Source organism: Ruegeria sp. B11 (assembly GCF_056539785.1).
In genome coordinates, this window is the sequence record NZ_JBQFVO010000001.1 from 802247 (window position 1) to 820320 (window position 18074).

The 18074-nt window shown below is 57.0% G+C and carries 15 protein-coding genes; 6 read left to right on the forward strand and 9 right to left on the reverse strand.

All coding sequences use genetic code 11. The annotated features are described in order from the left end of the window. Nucleotides 1–74: 74 nt before the first annotated feature. The gene (locus ACR0I1_RS04070; protein ID WP_170396967.1) at nt 75–1157 is read right to left on the reverse strand and encodes a TRAP transporter substrate-binding protein; all 1083 of its coding nucleotides are present in this window, start codon (nt 1155–1157) and stop codon (nt 75–77) included. A gap of 246 nt (nt 1158–1403) precedes the next feature. Between ACR0I1_RS04070 and ACR0I1_RS04075 the strand changes: the two genes are divergently transcribed. After that, the gene (locus ACR0I1_RS04075; RefSeq protein WP_170646315.1) at nt 1404–2837 is read left to right on the forward strand and encodes a cache domain-containing protein; all 1434 of its coding nucleotides are present in this window, start codon (nt 1404–1406) and stop codon (nt 2835–2837) included. Next, entirely contained in the window at nt 2837–3484 is a 648-nt protein-coding gene (locus tag ACR0I1_RS04080; protein ID WP_170396590.1) for a response regulator transcription factor, read from the forward strand. Before ACR0I1_RS04075 ends, ACR0I1_RS04080 begins: the two co-directional genes overlap by 1 nt. A gap of 74 nt (nt 3485–3558) precedes the next feature. Here the strand turns inward: ACR0I1_RS04080 and ACR0I1_RS04085 are convergent, their stop codons facing one another. Together ACR0I1_RS04085 and ACR0I1_RS04090 are read right to left on the reverse strand one after the other, a co-directional pair. Beyond that, nucleotides 3559–3945 (reverse strand): bleomycin resistance protein, encoded by a 387-nt coding sequence (locus ACR0I1_RS04085; protein ID WP_480705087.1) that lies wholly within the window; start codon nt 3943–3945, stop codon nt 3559–3561. Between the two features lie 43 nt (nt 3946–3988). Next, nucleotides 3989–4834 (reverse strand): HalD/BesD family halogenase, encoded by an 846-nt coding sequence (locus ACR0I1_RS04090; RefSeq protein ID WP_170512087.1) that lies wholly within the window; start codon nt 4832–4834, stop codon nt 3989–3991. Between the two features lie 425 nt (nt 4835–5259). On the opposite strand from ACR0I1_RS04090, the gene ACR0I1_RS04095 reads away from it, so the two are divergent. The 4 genes from ACR0I1_RS04095 (at nt 5260) to ACR0I1_RS04110 (ending at nt 9950) form a co-directional block, all read left to right on the forward strand. Beyond that, entirely contained in the window at nt 5260–7011 is a 1752-nt protein-coding gene (locus ACR0I1_RS04095; protein ID WP_170396584.1) for an acetolactate synthase 3 large subunit, read from the forward strand. Between the two features lie 73 nt (nt 7012–7084). Beyond that, nucleotides 7085–8356, forward strand: coding sequence for a glycosyltransferase family 87 protein (locus ACR0I1_RS04100; RefSeq protein ID WP_480705089.1), 1272 nt, complete (start codon nt 7085–7087; stop codon nt 8354–8356). Beyond that, a complete protein-coding gene (ilvN, locus tag ACR0I1_RS04105; RefSeq protein WP_170396580.1) occupies nt 8353–8913 on the forward strand; it encodes an acetolactate synthase small subunit in 561 nt (186 codons plus the stop codon). Before ACR0I1_RS04100 ends, ilvN begins: the two co-directional genes overlap by 4 nt. A gap of 341 nt (nt 8914–9254) precedes the next feature. After that, nucleotides 9255–9950 (forward strand): helix-turn-helix domain-containing protein, encoded by a 696-nt coding sequence (locus ACR0I1_RS04110; RefSeq protein ID WP_480705738.1) that lies wholly within the window; start codon nt 9255–9257, stop codon nt 9948–9950. Here the strand turns inward: ACR0I1_RS04110 and ACR0I1_RS04115 are convergent. The 6 genes from ACR0I1_RS04115 to ACR0I1_RS04140 all read right to left on the reverse strand — a co-directional run bounded on the left by ACR0I1_RS04115 (nt 9947) and on the right by ACR0I1_RS04140 (nt 18016). Then, nucleotides 9947–10744 carry a DUF2189 domain-containing protein gene (locus ACR0I1_RS04115; protein WP_480705091.1) on the reverse strand — a complete coding sequence of 266 codons (798 nt, stop codon included), beginning with the start codon at nt 10742–10744 and terminating at the stop codon, nt 9947–9949. The genes ACR0I1_RS04110 and ACR0I1_RS04115 overlap by 4 nt on opposite strands. A 28-nt stretch (nt 10745–10772) precedes the next feature. Beyond that, nucleotides 10773–12170, reverse strand: a complete 1398-nt coding sequence (locus tag ACR0I1_RS04120) for an amidase (RefSeq protein ID WP_480705093.1) — start codon at nt 12168–12170, stop codon at nt 10773–10775. Nucleotides 12171–12288: 118 nt separating this feature from the next. Continuing rightward, a complete protein-coding gene (locus ACR0I1_RS04125) occupies nt 12289–12996 on the reverse strand; it encodes a M50 family metallopeptidase (protein ID WP_480705095.1) in 708 nt (235 codons plus the stop codon). Beyond that, nucleotides 12997–14124, reverse strand: coding sequence for a peptide chain release factor 2 (gene prfB, locus ACR0I1_RS04130; protein ID WP_170403025.1), 1128 nt, complete (start codon nt 14122–14124; stop codon nt 12997–12999). It abuts the gene before it with no gap. A gap of 89 nt (nt 14125–14213) precedes the next feature. Then, entirely contained in the window at nt 14214–16700 is a 2487-nt protein-coding gene (locus tag ACR0I1_RS04135; RefSeq protein ID WP_480585332.1) for a penicillin-binding protein 1A, read from the reverse strand. A gap of 95 nt (nt 16701–16795) precedes the next feature. Next, nucleotides 16796–18016 carry an N-acetylmuramoyl-L-alanine amidase gene (locus ACR0I1_RS04140; RefSeq protein ID WP_170512067.1) on the reverse strand — a complete coding sequence of 407 codons (1221 nt, stop codon included), beginning with the start codon at nt 18014–18016 and terminating at the stop codon, nt 16796–16798. Nucleotides 18017–18074: the final 58 nt, after the last annotated feature.

An 18074-nucleotide genomic window follows, 5' to 3' on the forward strand; every position in this document is an offset into this window, starting at 1 on the left:
ATGTCCGGGCCGCTTATGTGCAACAGGAAAGGCTCCCCCGCTGACGGGGGAACCGATTGCATTGAGCGGATTGCTTAGCCGCGTACGCGGTCACGCTGCGAGGTGTAGACACCCGACGACAGGTTGTTCCATGCCGACGATGCTGCCATCGACTCCATGGCGCTGTCGTGAATGCGCTTGAACAGCTCATCACCCATGTTTTCATCCAGAACTTCTTGGCTGGCTGCGCCAAACGCGTCCCAAACGCTGTCCGGGAATTCCATGACCTTGACACCACCGGCCTGCAGACGCTGCAGCGCTGCACCGTTGTTGGCCAGGAATTGTGCCAGGTTCCACTGGTGGCACTCGGCAGCTGCGATCTCGATGATCTTCTGCTGCGCGGCGGACAGGCTGTCATAAACCTCGCGGTTGGTGGCCAGCGACAGACCCGCACCCGGCTCATGGAAGCCCGCGGTGTAGTAGGTTTTGGTGATTTCCTGGAAGCCCGCTTTTTCATCAGCCCAGGGACCGATCCACTCGGTTCCGTCAATAGCACCGGACGACAGCGCCTGATACACTTCCGAACCCGGAATGTTCTGAACGGATGCGCCCAGTTTGCCCAGCGCCTTGCCACCCAGACCCGGCATGCGGAATTTCAGGCCGTTAAAGTCTTCGGGGCTGTTGATCTCTTTCGAGTACCAGCCACCTGCCTGCGCGCCAGTGTTACCGGCCAGGAAGGATTTCAGGCCGAAGATTTCGCCCAGCTCATCATGCAGCTCCATGCCGCCGGCATGGTAGTACCAGTTCACCAGTTCCTGCGCGGTCATGCCGAACGGAACAGCGGTGAAGAACGCATAGCCCGGGTGCTGACCCACAAAGTAGTAGTCTGCCGCGTGGTACATATCGGCCTGTCCGGACGATACCGCGTCAAACACCTCAAAGGCACCAACCAGTTCACCAGCTGCTTTGATTTCAACGTTCAGGTCGCCATCCGACATGGTGGTGATGCTGTCGGCGCAGCGCTGCGCGCTGTCGAACACACCCGCAAGGCCACGGCCCCACGAGGTGACCATAGTCAGCGTGCGCTTGCCTTGCGCATAGGCGGGCGCTGCCAGCGTGGTGGCTGCAGCGGCCGAGCCGCCCAGTGCTGATGTTTTCAGAAACTTACGACGATCCATATGAGTGATCCTCCCCTTCATATTCATTCCCCGGGTGATGCCGGGTCGATCGTTTCTAGTGCGCGTTAGCCTAGTTCCACACACATGAATGTGAATACCTACTACTACGTAGCCAGTCGGGTTTTTCCACATTCAAAAGCACAAATCCGGTTGATTTTACCCGCTCACGCCCAAATCGCTGTGGCCGAACGCTGTGTTCTTCCAAATTTTTTGCAATTTCCCGGCAGCTTGCGTATCGATTCGAACATGGGAGGAATCCGGAACCTAATCTCGCTAACCTATGCGCAAAAACTGTCGCTGGTTGCCGCAATCCCGCTGATCGCAGCGGTTGCGGCCATTGCAATGGTGGTCGCTTATGAATCGCGCGCGACCGCCGAGAGTGAGATACAGGCCCTCGAGCGCCGCCTGATCGAAGCCAAAAAAGAAGAGCTGCGTAATTACGTGACCCAGGCGCGGAACGGGTTTGCCTATATTTACGGTCGCGCCTCCCCGGATGACGAAATCGCAAAAAACCTCGTGACCCAGATTCTGTCGGCGATGATTTACGGCAAGGACGGGTTCTTCTTTGTCTATGACTATGACGGCAACAACCTCGTCAGCCCGCGCCAGACCGAATTCATCAATCGCAACTGGGCCGATCTGACCGACAGCGATGGCACCCCGATTGTGGATGAGTTTATCACGCTCGCCCGACAGGGTGCAGGCTGGCACAGCTTTATGTGGCAAAAACCATCGACCGGTGAAGAGGCTCAGATGATCGCCTATGTTGTTGGCCTGCAGGACTGGCGCTGGGTGGTGGGCACGGGTGTGTTCATCGATGACATCGTCGCCACCGTCGCCAATGCCCGGGCTGAGGTTGAGGCGCGCGTGCAGCGAACCTTCCTTTATATCGGAGGCATTGTTCTGGCCGCTGTTCTGATCGTCTTTGCCTCGGGCATGTTGCTGAACTTCCGCGAACGGCGGCTGGCTGATGCCAAGCTTAAGGAACTGACACAGCGGGTACTGGACGCTCAGGAAGAAGAGCGCGGGCGCGTCGCCCGCGAATTGCATGACGGCATCAGCCAGATTCTGGTTGGCGTACGCTATGCACTGGACAACGCCCGACGACGTCTGATCCGCGGGGACGACGTGTCGGCGCAGGAACCATTGCAAACAGGTATCGACAATCTGGCAACCGCCATCACCGAGGTTCGCCGCATCAGCCGCGACCTGCGTCCGGGTGTTCTGGATGATCTGGGGCTTGGGCCAGCGCTCAAGGCTTTGACCGACGATTTCAGTGAACGCACGGGTATTGAAACCGATTTCTCAACCGTGGTGTTCCGAAACCGATTGGATCAAGACAGCAAGATTGCCCTCTACCGTATTGCGCAGGAAGCCCTGACCAATATCGAGCGCCACTCGGGAGCAACCCGTGTTACCATTGACCTGCGGGGTCATAAGAAAGGCGCCACGATGCGGATTACGGACAATGGTCGCGGGTTGCGGAACGAACCAGGCCATGTCAGCACCGGAATCGGGCTACGCAACATGCAGGAACGGATCGAACAGCTTGACGGCACTTTACGCATCCTCTCATCGCGCGGCGGGCGTAGCGGCACCGTGATTGAGGTCAGCTTGCCGCTCAGTCATATGCTGCCACCACAGGAAGACCCAACGCCAAAACGAAAGGCCGGTATCTGATGTCCGACTCAATCATCCGGGTCCTTATTGTCGACGATCATCCCATGGTCGCCGAAGGCATTCAGTCTCTGCTGGAAAGCTATGATGAGATCGAAGTTGTCGGCACACTTTCCAACGGACAAGAAGCTGTCGATCGAGCAACCCACCTGCAGCCGGACGTGATCCTGATGGATCTCAACATGCCCGGCCTGAGCGGGTTGAACGCCACCGAGATCATTTTAGAGCGCCTGCCCAAAACCCGCGTTCTGATCCTGTCGATGCATGACAGTCCCGAATACATCTCAACCGCGCTCAGCCACGGCGCCAAAGGCTATATCCTCAAGGACGTTCCCACCGAAGAGATCAAGCAAGCCATCGATGCCGTGATGCGGGGCGAGCGGTATCTTTGTACCGGGGCCAGCGGCTCGCTGGAGCCCAAGGACGGCAACACGCGCGAGGCGCTGACCGGCCGGGAACAGACAATCCTGCTGGAATTGGCGCAGGGTAAATCCAACAAAGAGGTGGCACTGGCGCTGGACATTTCGGTGCGCACGGTTGAGACGCATCGCAAGAACATCAAGCGCAAACTTGGCATCTCCTCCACCGCCGGCTTGACCCGCTATGCCCTGGAGCATGGCGTCCTGCAGGGCACCAGCCCCGGGCTATGACCGCAGCGCGAAACGCGCTGCCCGGCCCAACCGAAGGAGATGTGCCAACGGCACATTGAAGTCGGGCGGGAGCACTACCCGCTGCCGCGTTCACTGATATCTTCACCAAAGAACACCAAAGTCCCGTCTTCATCGAGGACATGAAATTCGCGCTGCTGATACGGCTGATCGAATGGCGGGCGCACCCGCCCTTCAGGCAGCTCCTCCAACCCGGGGCGCAGGCTTTCGAACAGGCTGTCGATTCCTTTGACGTCAACATAAAACGACTGCTCATCCCCCAATGCGCGCCCATCCTGACGCGGTGGACATTCCAATAATCGGATCGCCACAGGATCACGGCGCAAGAAGGCATAATTGTTCTGCCTGAATGTGCAGGAAAACCCAAGCCGCTGAGTGTAGAACTCAATCTGCGCGTCCAAAGAAGAACAAAGGACAAATGGTGTAAGTTGTAATATCTGCATCAAAACAGCCCTCTTCCAACCTCGGGTCCGAGACTAGCACATATCAGTCAAGCAGTTGATCACCCCGCAACCCTTCACGCTCATAATGATGCGGCAGCACACGGCCATAGAGTTGACGGGTCCGCTCCACCCCACCACACATGCCTTCGGTTTCGACAAACGAAAAGATACCAACATAGCGTTTCCGTTGTCCTTCGACCGGCGCTACCCGGTGCAAGGCATAGCGCCCCTTGAAAATCTGCAGGTCGCCCGGTTGCAGTTCCAGTTGGTGTACGCCCCTCCTGCTGCCATCCAAAATCGCAGCGACGCCTTTGAAATTCTCGTCTTCACTGGTCCGCAGATTGGGTGCGTATTCGAATGCACCGCCCTCCTCGCCATTCTGGATTGCCAGCGTCACGGTGTAATTATTGGTGTCAAAATGCCACGGAAAGCCGCCTCCCTTCTCGACCACATTGATGATCACATCCGCCAACGGGTCATCATATCGGAAGAACCGATCCTCCGGCTCGTTCAAAGCCGTGCGGATGAAAGGCATGAAACCTTCATACTCATAAATACGCCGCAGCGGGCTTGTGACAGGGAAGTTGTCAGCCGGAACAAAGGCGTTGGATCGGTCATAAAACCGTCGGATTGGATGACCGATCCCGTAACTGGGATCATCCTGCGTAAAATAGGCATTCGTGCGATTGAACGATCGATGGGCTTTGGGAGCGACGTGATCGGCCTCAGCGATCAGTTTCCCAAGGCCATCTTCGTGCACAAAGCCGGGGAGGACCGCGCATCCATCAGCTTCCAGGTCCCGCCTCAGGTCCGCGATCAGCTGCCTGTACCCGTATGAATCAGGCCGATCGATCGGATAGCGCCCCAGATCCACAAGATCGTGCAGCATGTCTGACCTCCCGATTTAGCGCTGTTTTCACCAGCCTGCCTCAGCATCGGGCTCTGCTCTGGTCTGTTTCAGACATGGGCCTGACGCAATCAGACCACTGTTGATCACCCGATTGCCCACCAATTTACGGCGAATTTTCGCGGATATTTCTCGACCTGCGTCATTTTGCGCAACAAAATATCAAATCCCACAAGCCCAGACTTACAATATTTTTGTATTTGCCTGTTGACGCCCCTTCCCCTCAACCATAATGTCCCTGCACGCAAAGAAGGAGCCTCTGGCGATGAAAGCGCTAGTCGTAATCGTAGGAAACACGCGCATGGGCCGGTAACGGTAAACCATAATCGAACCCATGCGCCTCCGAAAATCTCGGGGGCTTTTTTTTGGCAACACGCAAGACACATGTCGCGAACGGAGCAAAGCAGATGACACGTGAGATGACCGGCGCAAAGATGGTTGTTCAGGCCCTCAAGGATCAGGGCGTGGACACGGTATTCGGATACCCAGGTGGCGCCGTCCTACCGATCTATGACGAGATCTTTCTGCAAAATGACATCCGTCACATTCTGGTACGGCATGAGCAAGGTGCGGTACATGCTGCCGAAGGCTATGCCCGCTCGACCGGCAAGCCGGGCGTTGCTTTGGTCACATCCGGTCCTGGCGCGACCAATGCCGTGACCGGCTTGACCGATGCGTTGTTGGACTCGATCCCGATTGTCGTTCTGACCGGGCAGGTTCCGACCTTCATGATTGGATCTGACGCCTTTCAGGAAGCCGACACCGTAGGCATCACCCGCCCCTGCACCAAGCACAACTGGCTGGTGAAGGATACGGACTCGTTGGCCGCAACGATGCACGAAGCCTTCCACGTGGCCACTTCCGGCCGCCCCGGCCCCGTGCTGGTCGACATTCCGAAGGACGTTCAGTTCGCTTCGGGTGAGTATACGACGCCAAAACCGTCGACCTCTCACTATCAGCCGGTATTGAAGGGCGATCTGGAAGAAATCACGGAACTCGTCGCGGCAATCGAGACCGCGAAAAAGCCAGTGTTCTACACCGGCGGCGGCGTCATCAACTCCGGCCCAGCTGCCAGCCAGCTGTTGCGCGAGCTTGTGGACGCAACCGGCTTCCCGATCACCTCGACCCTGATGGGGCTTGGGGCTTATCCGGCCTCGGGTGAAAACTGGATCGGTATGCTGGGGATGCATGGACTCTACGAGGCCAACATGGCGATGCATGATTGCGACCTGATGATCAACATCGGCGCGCGATTTGACGACCGTATCACCGGCCGTATCGATGCGTTCTCGCCAAATTCGATCAAGGCCCATGTGGATATCGACCCGTCGTCGATCAACAAGGTCATCCGCGTAGATATCCCTATCGTTGGCGACGTTGCCCATGTGCTTGAGGATATTCTGAAAGTCTGGAAAGCCCGTGGCCGCAAGACCGACGCAGCTAACATCAAACAGTGGCAGGACCAGATCAATGAATGGCGTAAGGTCAACTGCCTTGCCTTCACAAACAGCGAGAAGACCATCAAGCCGCAATACGCGCTGCAACGGCTTGAAGAGCTGACGAAGAAATACGACCGCTATGTCACAACCGAGGTTGGACAGCACCAGATGTGGGCGGCGCAATACCTGGGTTTTGAAGACCCCAACCGCTGGATGACCTCGGGCGGTCTGGGCACCATGGGCTATGGTTTCCCCGCCTCGATCGGTGTGCAAATGGCACATCCCGATGCGCTGGTCATCAACGTGGCCGGTGAGGCCTCGTGGCTGATGAACATGCAGGAAATGGGCACGGCCGCGCAGTACCGCCTGCCCGTGAAGCAGTTCATCCTAAATAACGAGCGGCTGGGAATGGTGCGCCAATGGCAAGAGCTGCTGCACGGCGAACGCTATTCGCATTCGTGGTCAGAGGCCCTGCCCGATTTCGTTAAACTCGCAGAAGCTTTCGGCGCAAAGGGTATTCTTTGTTCCGACCCAGCTGATCTGGACGACGCGATCATGGAGATGATCAATTACGACGGTCCGGTCATCTTCGACTGCGTGGTCGAAAAGCACGAGAATTGCTTCCCGATGATCCCATCGGGCAAGGCCCACAATGAGATGCTGCTGGGCGAAGCCGAAACGCAAGGTGTTATCCAAGCTGGTGGAGCTGTGCTTGTTTGAGCACCGCTTTGCCACATCTAGGTCAAATGCCGGAGCTAAGGTCACCGCACGTGACATGAAAAAGGGTTAGATCATGCGTGATCTCAGCAGTCAGTTCTCAGCCAGAGCTTCGAGCCCGGAAGAGAATTTGTCGATATTCGCCGGCCGTCGCGGTTGGCAAGTGGGGCTCATGGTTCCACTCTTCGTTCTAGCGTTGATATTGTTCTGGGTCGGCACAGGCTGGTATGCCGTTGTTGATCAAGGAAAAATGGCGTTATCCGTTGATTTCAAGGTGTTCTGGGCTGCAGGTCACCTCGCGCATTTAGGCGAACCGCTTGCGGCATTTGATATCGACAGATTGTCGGAAATACACGAAGCGTCCAAGGAAGACGATTGGATGCCTTGGTCTTATCCTCCCTCGTTCCTTGTCGCACTCCAACCACTCGGGGCATTGTCGTTTTCTCCGGCTTGGGCAATTTTCACGGCGATCTCAATTGTCGCAATGCTTCTTGCTGTGCGACCGTTTTCCTGCGGAATTGTACCGGTTTGGTTTGCTTTTGCACTCTCCCCCGCCATGTTGCCAAACTTGTATATGGGGCAGACCACAACCCTTTGGGCAGCAGGCCTTCTGGCCGCACTAGCGGCGCTAAAGAACGACCGCTTCGTGCTGGCAGGGTTCTTTATTGGATTGCTGACGCTTAAACCCCAACTCGGCCTGCTCATACCGCTTGCGCTTTTGGCAAGCGGTGCGTGGAAAACGATCATATCAGCAACGGTCACGACGGTGGTCTTGTCCGTTCTGGCCACCCTGGTCGTTGGCGTCGAATATTGGACCGAAATGCGCAACATGATGGGCGTCCACTTTGAAGAGATACGAGAATCCATCCATCTCAATACACTGATGCTTAGCCCTTATTCCTTGTTGGCCAGCATCGGTGTGCCAGAAACGCTCGCGCTTGCGATGCAATGGACTCTGACAGTGTTGTCTGGAATTGCAGTCTTCGTTGCATGGCGCAGCCCAAGAGTAGGTTTTGACTTGCGGGTAGCGGTGCTCTTTCTAGGTATTTCCATGTCTACACCGTACTTCTGGTTCTATGAATCTGGGCTGCTTGCAATCGTTGCACTGTTCCTGCTTCGAGCTGGCGTCCTGACAACTTCTCCATGGCGTCTGGTACTGGCCGCCGCAATGTGGATCGGTATCGGACCAGCAACACATATGGTGCTTTTCAAGATGACCGAGATATTGTCTTTGCGCCTCGTGTTTGCCCCGATCCTAATACTGGCTTGCGTAGTTTGCCTCCAAGCGCTGATCTCTGCGCTACGAAAGCCCGAAGAAACTTATGTCCAAGATGAGGTCTATCAATGACTCCGCTAAACATCGTCAAAGGCTCCACCCGCCATTCTGCATATAACCTACGCCCGACATTCTCGGACGTGCAGGAACAACACACGATCGCGGTGCTGGTTGAAAACGAACCGGGGGTTCTGGCGCGCGTAATTGGTCTGTTCTCGGGTCGTGGCTATAATATTGAAAGTCTAACGGTTGCTGAGGTTGACCATACCGGGCATCTCAGCCGAATTACCATCGTCACCACCGGCACCCCGCAAGTGATCGAGCAGATCAAGGCGCAGCTTGGACGCATCGTGTCAGTCCGTGACGTGCATGATCTGACCGTCGAAGGTGCTTCGGTCGAGCGCGAGCTGGCGATCATAAAGGTTGTGGGTGAAGGCGATAAACGGGTCGAAGCCCTGCGACTGGCCGACATTTTCCGGGCCAATGTCGTCGATAGTACGCTGAATTCGTTCATCTTCGAGATCACCGGTGCACCGGACAAGATCGATGCCTTTGCCGATCTGATGCGCCCTCTTGGCTTGATTGAAATCGCCCGTACCGGAGTTGCAGCCCTGTTGCGCGGTGACTAAGCCCCCATTTCCGCCCCGGGACTGAATTCATTCTCGGGGCGGCGGCCTGCTTGGCCATGGTGCCCTGCTAACCTCAAAAAGGCTTTATGCGTTCATCAAATATGAGCAACAGCATGAAAAAGATCATGCAAATAGGCTGAAAGCCTATTGATTTTGCTTATCATCAGACTAGCCTGTGACGCGTAGCGAGGCGCTTTGCAGCGCCCGTTGGGGTCAACTTTACGATTTCTGAATACTGCGCGGCCGCTGTGCCGCCGCAAACCTGTTTTTGCTGAAGATACAAACGGAAATCTGGGACAGAAGTGACCGACATCAATCGCAGCCCCGCAGAATTGCGCAGCATGTTCGGAGCCAACCTCAGGCAGCTCGCAAACAGTTATCGGTCGGTTTCAGAGCTTTGCCGCCAATTGGGTATCAATCGAACTCAGTTTAATCGCTATCTGTCAGGTGAAAGTTTTCCCAGGCCGGATGTGCTGGACCGGATGTGTCGATTCTTCGATATCGACGCGCGTATCCTGCTGAAACCTTTGGATGAAATAGAACCGGTCGCCGCTCATCCCGCATCAGAAATCATCGATCGATTTCTCGTCACCGGGTCAGAAAAAACTATGGCGACCGGATTTTATCACGCCGCTGAGGCCCCGCCAAACCGACGCGAACCAACACTGCACCGGCTGCTGTTTATCCGCCGCATTCGGCATTGCACCTTGTTACGCAGCTATGAGCCCTTGTCGCAGATGCCCGGATGCTCCGCCCCCACGCGTGAGGTTCAGGGCATCGTTTCTCACATCGGCAGACAAGTCTGCGCATTGATGTCCCGGCCCGGCGCACAGGATTGCAGAATGATGGTTCTAAACGTTCCGCCTGAATGGGCACCTCAGGAATGGTCGGGTTATGTGTATCGGTTGGCCGTTGGCAGTGGATCCGATATAAGACGGCTTACGCTGCATCACCTTGGGCATGATTTGTCCGCAGCACTTCAATCGGCCCGAAAGGCGCACAATTCATCAGGGCCTGACTTAAACGGACAGATTTAAGAGGGTTTCGGCTGAGCAGCCCCGGACGCATCGTTTTCCAAGATCAAGCGATAAAGATGCCAGCTGGCATGCCCCAGCAAAGGCAGGACGATAAACAGGCCCAGGAACCAAGGGATCATCGCCAAAAAAGTGATGATCGCGATGAAGGCCCCCCACGCCAGCATCACACCCATGTTCGCTTTTACATAGGCAAAGCTGGTGATCATCGCGGTCACAAAATCCAGCTCACGATCCAGCAGCATAGGAATCGACAGCACGGTGATCATGTACAGAATGATTGCAAATACGGCCCCGACCAGTGTGCCCAGTACCAACATGCTCAGCCCATTGGGAGTCAGGAACACCTCAAATGATGTTGAAATATTGGTCATCGTCGACAGCCCCATGAACAGCGCAAAGATCATGTGGCCCAGAAAGAACCAGAACAGAAAGATCACCACGATAATGGCGCAGATCGACGGCAGTTGCCTTCGGCTTTGCTGTATGACCACGCCGAATATCGCACCGGGATTCAACGGCTCGCCCTGTTCCAGCCGGTGCGAGACCTCATACAATCCCACGGCAGCAAACGGCCCGATCAGGGGAAAGCCGATCGCGGCCAAAACCAGCCAGAACGACGTTCCCGTCTGCAGCGTGACCCACGCCATCAGCCACCCGGCCAGCACGTAGAAGCCCGCAAACAGAAGCCCAAAAAGCGGCGCGCGGCGATAATCCTGCCACGCTCGGCGCAGTGCCTCTTTCAGTATCGCGGAATCGACGGGTTTCAGCGTCGGCACACCAAAGGGTTTATCCATTCTTGTTTTCTCCTCCCGGGCGGTTGTTCTAAATGGCGGGTCGTTTCTGAGGCCAAAGCGTTGCAGAATGATATGCCGCCCCAATCGACAAGATCCGCGCATCTGCACCACGCGGACCGAACAGCTGCATTCCCATCGGCAGCCCTTGTGGTCCGAAACCGACAGGCGCACCCAGACAGGGCAACCCTAAAAGGCTGACGGGTGTCACGACCTGCATCCAGCGATGGTAGGTATCCATCCCCTGCCCCTTGATTTCGGTTGGGTACGGCGTTTCAAGCTCGAACGGCCAGACCTGCGCTGCGGGCAACACCAAAGCGTCATAGTCTTCGAAAAGCTCCACCGCCCGCTTGTGCCAGTCAGACCGGTTCACACTGGCCCGGTGCACATCCATCGCGCTGAGCGCCAGGCCTCGCTCCAATTCCCATTGAGCGGTGTCTTTGAGTGATGATTTCTTCTTCGCCAAAGGCTCCAACCCTGCGGCCACTGACCAGGAGCGCAGAGTAATCCAACTGTCCCAGATCAGGTCCGCGTCAAACGGGGGTGCAAGCGCCTCAACTCGCGCACCGCGTTCTTCGAAAACGTGCAACGCATCGCGGCATAGCGCGAGGATACCCTCTTCGCATGGAAACGCCCCGCCCCAGTCGCCCAACCAGCCTATGCGCATCCCTGTCAGATCAGCCGCTTGAACGGGCGACACGCGCTCGACCTCTGTGCTTAATGGCATCCTTGGATCGGGGCCGGATATGACGTCAAGCAATAGCCCGATGTCTTCGGGGCTGCGCGCCATGGGCCCCAGTGTTGAAAGCTGATGCAGATAACTGTCCCCAACTGGCTCAGACGGAACGCGCCCCCAACTTGGCCTGAACCCGTAGACGTTGTTCCATGCGGCCGGGTTGCGCAGGCTGCCCATCATGTCCGAGCCGTCTGCCAGCGCCAGCATTCCAGTCGCCAACGCCACTGCTGCACCGCCCGACGAACCTCCACAGGTTTTCGTGGGATCATAAGGGTTGCGGGTTGCACCATAGACAGGATTGAACGTATGCGAACCCAGTCCGAATTCCGGCGTGTTGGTCTTACCGATCAGAATTGCCCCAGCAGCCCTTAGCCGGGCGGCCAGCAGATCGTCAGTTTGCGGCACATGATCCTTGAACAATGGCGAACCCTGTGTCGAAGTGATCCCTGCCACATTTACCAGATCTTTCACCGCTATCGGCAACCCGTGCAGCGCGCCGCGAGATGACGCGGCATCCGCCGCCCGCGCCTCGGCCATCAAAGCGTCTTCATCCCGCAGCGCGACAATCGCGTTTACCTCACCGTTCACCTGGGCGATCCGATCCAGCGTCGCGCGCATCAGTTCTGCAGCTGAAAGCTGTCGGCGGGACAAGGCGTCAAGGATGTCCGTCGCGGATGCTCTGGTCAAATCCATGCGGGTTGGTCCTTTGGCTGCTCGTCATCAGCCTAGCGACGTGCTCGGACCATTTAAAGCCACTGTTTAAATGTATCTTTTTAGAATTTCGCGAAGAAGAGCGGCGCAAGAGCGCGCATCATCTGATACTGAGGTCGATCCGCACATTGCTATCGCGGCCCAGCACATTCTTCAGACCAAAGACGATCATCACCAGACTAAGCACCAGCCACAACCCGCCCCACATCATGGTGGTTCCGCCGAATTCTTCAGCCAGCATATATGCATCTGATCGCAATCCCGCGCGTCGGATCGTGTCATCGAAAATGTCAAACGGAACGTAGATCATGCTGGTCAGCCCGATGACCCGTAGAATCAGATCACACAGGTTGCGGTTCAGGAACCACGCGGTGGCCAGCATCACCGCTCCACAGCCCGCGCTGAACGCCATGGCAAACGGTTCCCGGATATACAGGAGCGCAATAATCAGCATGACTCCCCCAAAGAGACCAAGCGCAGCCCGATCGGCATTGGTGCGCAGGGCGATCATCAGCAGGCCCATCCCAAGCATCAAGGACCCAAGATATCCCGCTGACAGACTGACAAACCGATTGCCTCCTCGGCCAATAACCAGACCACCTTGTTGTGGAGAGACCGAGAAACTTTCAACCGAACCACCGGTCAGGATAATGGCACCGGCATGTGAAAGCTCATGCAGGAACACAACCAGGATTTTCAACGGAAGCACCAGCATCGTGTTCCAGAACACAAACACCAACGCGACAATTGCGATCAATTGCCAGTGGCCCTTGATCAGGTTCACAGCCGAGGTCAGGGACTGCCGCAATTAGCCCTCGCCCTGCGCCTCGGACCGGCTTTTGCCCGAGACATTCAGGGCCAGTGTCGCCGCCATGAAACCATCCAGATCGCCATCCAGCACACCTTTGGTGTCGGATGTTTCATGATTGGTCCGCAAGTCTTTGACCATCTGATAGGGCTGCAGCACGTAAGACCGGATCTGGTTGCCCCAACCCGCATCGCCCTTGGCTTCGTGGGCGGCGTTGATCTCGGCGTTTCTGCGATCCAGCTCTTGCTGGTACAGCCGGGACTTGAGCGCCTTCATGGCAATATCTCGGTTCTGGTGCTGCGATTTCTCGGAACTGGTCACCACAATTCCGGTTGGAATATGCGTAATCCGAACCGCCGAGTCGGTGGTGTTCACGTGCTGACCACCGGCACCGGACGACCGATAGGTATCTACGCGGATATCGGCCGGGTTCACCTCAATCTCAATATTGTCATCCACCACAGGATAAACCCAGACCGAACTGAACGAGGTATGACGCTTGGCCGCCGAGTCGAACGGAGAGATACGCACCAGACGGTGCACGCCACTTTCCGATTTCAACCAGCCATAGGCGTTGTGGCCAGTGATCTTGTAGGCGGCGGACTTGATCCCCGCCTCTTCCCCCGCTGTCTCGGATTGCAGTTCGACCGTATAGCCCTTTTTCTCGGCCCAGCGGACATACATCCGCGCCAGCATCGAGGCCCAGTCGCAGCTTTCCGTACCGCCCGCGCCCGAGTTGATCTCAAGGAAGGTATCATTGCCGTCCGCTTCGCCATCAAGCAGCGCCTCAAGCTCTTTCTTTGCGGCCTTGGTCTGCAGCTTTTTGATCGCTTCTTCGGCGTCGGTTACGACCTCTTCGTCCTCTTCCATCTCGCCCAGTTCGATCAGCTCGATATTGTCGCTGAGATCGGTCTTGATGGATTCGTAGGTCTCGATGGCATCGACCAGCAACTGCCGTTCGCGCATCAATTTCTGCGCGTTCTCAGGATTGTCCCACAGGTTCGGATCTTCAACACGCGCGTTGAATTCCTCCAACCGGTGCGGCGCTGTTTCATAGTCCATGCGCTGCGCCAGCAGCTCCAGCGACTTTTCGATTTCCGCCACAATATTCTGGGTTTCGGCGCGCATGGTCAGGTCCCAACTTGCTCAATCAGGTGTGCGTGATAGCAAGAGGTGCGAGGCACCACAAGACGACTGAGCCGGGAAACTTGGACGGATCAGTAAAGCCCGCCGCCCTGCAGATCGCCCTGGCTGGCATTGGGGCCAACCGTGATCGTATCCCCGGTTGAGGTGGTCACCTGACGGCCCGAACTTGCCTCTTCAAACAACGGCAGGTCAGATCCCATCGCGAAGCCACCGTCATATACGCGATCGATAAAACCATCCACGCCATCACGGAAATACTCGGCGACCACATATTCTCCACTCGCGTCTTCTGGCAGGCGCGCGCCGCTGAAACGGTCAATCTTGATGAAATGGCCACCCGGAGGCACCTCGAACGGGCCACCGCCGTATTTCTCGACTGCTTTTTCCATAAAGCTTTGGAACACAGGACCGCACAAGGTGCCGCCGTAGGCCCCCCGGCCCATCGGGCGCGGGCGGTCATAACCGATGTAGCAACCGGCCACGATATTTGAGGTGAAACCGATGAACCACGCATCCTTGGATTCGTTCGTGGTGCCGGTCTTGCCCGCTGTGGGCACGGGCAGGTTCACAACACGTGATGCAGTGCCGCGATCAACCACGCCCTTCATCATCGACGTCAACTGGTAGGCGGTGATGGCATCCATGACCTGGCTGCGATCGGTGAGGATCGTGGGCGACTCATCAGGCTCTAGCCAGCTAGAGTTACAATCGACGCACTGGCGATCGTCATGGCGATAGATGGTCTTGCCAAACCGGTCCTGAATACGGTCAACCAGTGTGGGTTCAACCCGCTCGCCACCATTGGCGAACATCGCATAGGCAGCGACCATTTTGTACAGCGTAGTCTCTTCAGACCCTAGCGAGTTCGCAAGGAACGCACCCATCCGGTCATAAACGCCAAACCGCTCGGCATAGCCTGCGACCACGGGCATTGTGACTTCTTGCGCCAGACGGATGGTCATCAGGTTCCGCGACTGTTCGATCCCGGTACGCAAGGGCGTTGGACCGTAAAACTTGTTCGTCGAGTTCTTGGGTCGCCACAGTCCCTGCGGTGTATTCACTTCAATCGGCGCATCCACAACGATCGTTGCGGGGCTGTATCCGCTGTCTAGCGCCGCTGCATAAACGAACGGTTTGAAGCTCGACCCGGGTTGGCGCTGTGCCTGAGTGGCGCGGTTAAACACGGTATCCTGATACGAGAACCCGCCCTGCATCGCCAGAACACGGCCCGAATTCACGTCCATCGCGACAAAGCCGCCCTGCACTTCTGGCACCTGACGGGCAGACCACTGCCCCTCTTCGCCAGCCATTACCAGAATGACATCGCCGCGTTTGAAATTGTCCTGGAAATTGCCCTGCATCCACTTGATGTCTTCGCGCGGGATGGTGCCATCTGCTGGACCATCTTCGATCCCGACGGTCAGGGATTGGTCGGCCACGTTCAGAACAACGGCAGGATACCACTGCGTCGGCAGCACCACGTCGCGGGGGATTTCCATGATCGCCAGCGCCTCGCGCCACTGTGCTTCATCCGCCAGCTTCTCCTCGGCGATGACCTCGCCTGTGCCGCGCCACCGCCCACGAGAGCGGTCGTATTTCTGCAGCGCCGTGCGCAGGGCTTTCGCCGCTTCGACCTGCATTTCCTCATCCACCGAGGCGCGTACGGTGAAACCGCCAGTGAAGAACTCACCCTCGCCAAAATCCTCACTCAACTGGCGACGGATTTCGTCGGTGAAATAGTCACGCGGCGGCAGTGCAGTGCGGAAGCTTTCAAAATCGCCGTTCTGAACCGAACGCAAAGGCATCTCGACTTCGGTCTCATAGGTGGCCTGATCGATATAGCCGTTCTGCTGCATCTCGCGCAGCACATAGTTGCGGCGGTTCAGCAAACGTTCTTTCTGCCGCACAGGATGGTAGTCCGATGGTGCCTTGGGCATCGCCGCCAGCATCGCGGCTTCATGCGGGGCCAGTTCCTGCAGAGTTTTGTTGAAATAGGTCTGCGCAGCAGCGGTCACACCATAAGAGTTCTGGCCCAGAAATATCTCGTTCATATAGAGTTCGAGGATCTGTTCTTTGTCGAGCGTATCCTCAAGCCGGGTGGCGAGGATGATTTCCTTAATCTTGCGCTCGGCCCGGCGGTCACCGGACAGCAGGAAGTTCTTCATCACCTGCTGTGTAATCGTTGATGCACCACGTACGGTTTCGCCCTTGGTGCGCACGGCCTCGACCCCGGCAGCAATGATACCCCGCGGGTCATAGCCCTGATGGGTATAGAAATTCTTGTCTTCCGCCGAGATAAACGCCTGTTTCACCAGATCGGGAATTTCCTCGGACGGCGTGAACAGGCGGCGCTCCTGCGCAAATTCGTCGATCAGCTGGCCCTCACCCGAGTAAATCCGGCTGATCGTCGGTGGTTTGTATTGTGCCAATGATTCATGACTGGGCAGGTCTCGGCCATACATCCAGAACACCGCGCCAACGACCAGCGCGGCCATAAAAATACCTAATGTCACGAGACTGAAAATTGCCCCGAAGAACGAAAGAATGAACCGGATCACGTTACTGCCTTTTACTCGCGATGACGCCTATATAGTGTCGCCCCCGCGCAGGGTCAAAACACGAAAGGCTACAATGGCTGTTTTGCGCCGCTGCGTCATTGTCCGATCAGAGATCGCTTCACCAGATCGTCCCGACGCCAGTTCTCAAGCCCCTGCACAAGCCCATGCGCCATGGAGGCGCGCCAGTTTGGATCAGAGATGTTCTTGAAATCGCGCGGGCTGGACAAAAAACCCAGCTCAACCAGAACCGACGGGATATCTGCTGCCTTCAACACCGAAAACGACGAAGAACGTAGCGGGCGACGATTCATCGGGCCTCCCTGCTGCGTCATTCCATCCACCAGCGAGCGCGCCAGTGCGCTACTGCGTGGCACAGTCTCTTGCCGAGCCAGATCCAGCAACACATCAGCGACCTGATCGTCTGCACCGCTGAGATCAATACCTGCGATCAAATCACTCCGGTCATGCCGTTCGGCCAGCTTTTGACTGGCAACGTCTGAAGCTTCCTCTGAAAGAGTGTAGACGACCGACCCATGCGCCAGCCCTTCGGAAAGCGAATCCGCGTGCAGTGAGATAAACACGTCGGCCCCGGCCTGATGTGCCAGCGAGATACGGCGTTCGAGCGAGACGAATTGATCGTCAACACGCGTCATCACCACTTCGAAACCGCCGGTACGCAGCAGCGCCTCTCGCAGCTCTCGCGCGAAGGTCAGCATCAGTGTTTTCTCATTGGTATCAGCGAATTCTGCCCCGGGATCAATGCCGCCATGCCCGGGATCCAGCATGACCCGAACCGCCCGCACACCGTCGCGCCGCGGCAGTGCCGGTGTCACTGCGGGTTCCGGCAAATCCCAGCCGGGCTGACGGGGGGCACCTGCGCTGGCTGCAAAACTGTCAAAATCAGTGCCTTTCAGGTGCAGCGATAGTTGAGCAGTGCCCGTCGCCTGATCAACCCGCAGATCAGCTGTTTCCACCGCCAGCGGAGCGCCCAGCTCCAACACCAGACGCGACCAACCGGGCACGTACGCCCCGAATTGTACACCGCTGATCCGGCTGGTTTGCAGGAAGGTCTCGCGGTTCAGGCCAGACCAGTCGACCTCTTGAAAATCCAGCACCACGCGGTATGGATCGCGCAGTGTGAACACGCGGTATGGCACGCCTTGAGTCAGCCCAAGTTCGACCCTTACGCCGGTATTGCCATCATCGACGATTCCGCTCTGGTCCGGAAGGACGCGTGCAAGCGCGCTGAAGTCCTGCGCGACAGCAGCACCAGTCAGCGCCCAAATCAGGGCGATTGCGTAGAAAATCCTGCTCATGGCCTCAAGTTATCCCGAGATCGTTTGAGGCAGAGCCTATCGCATGACGCCGCCTTTG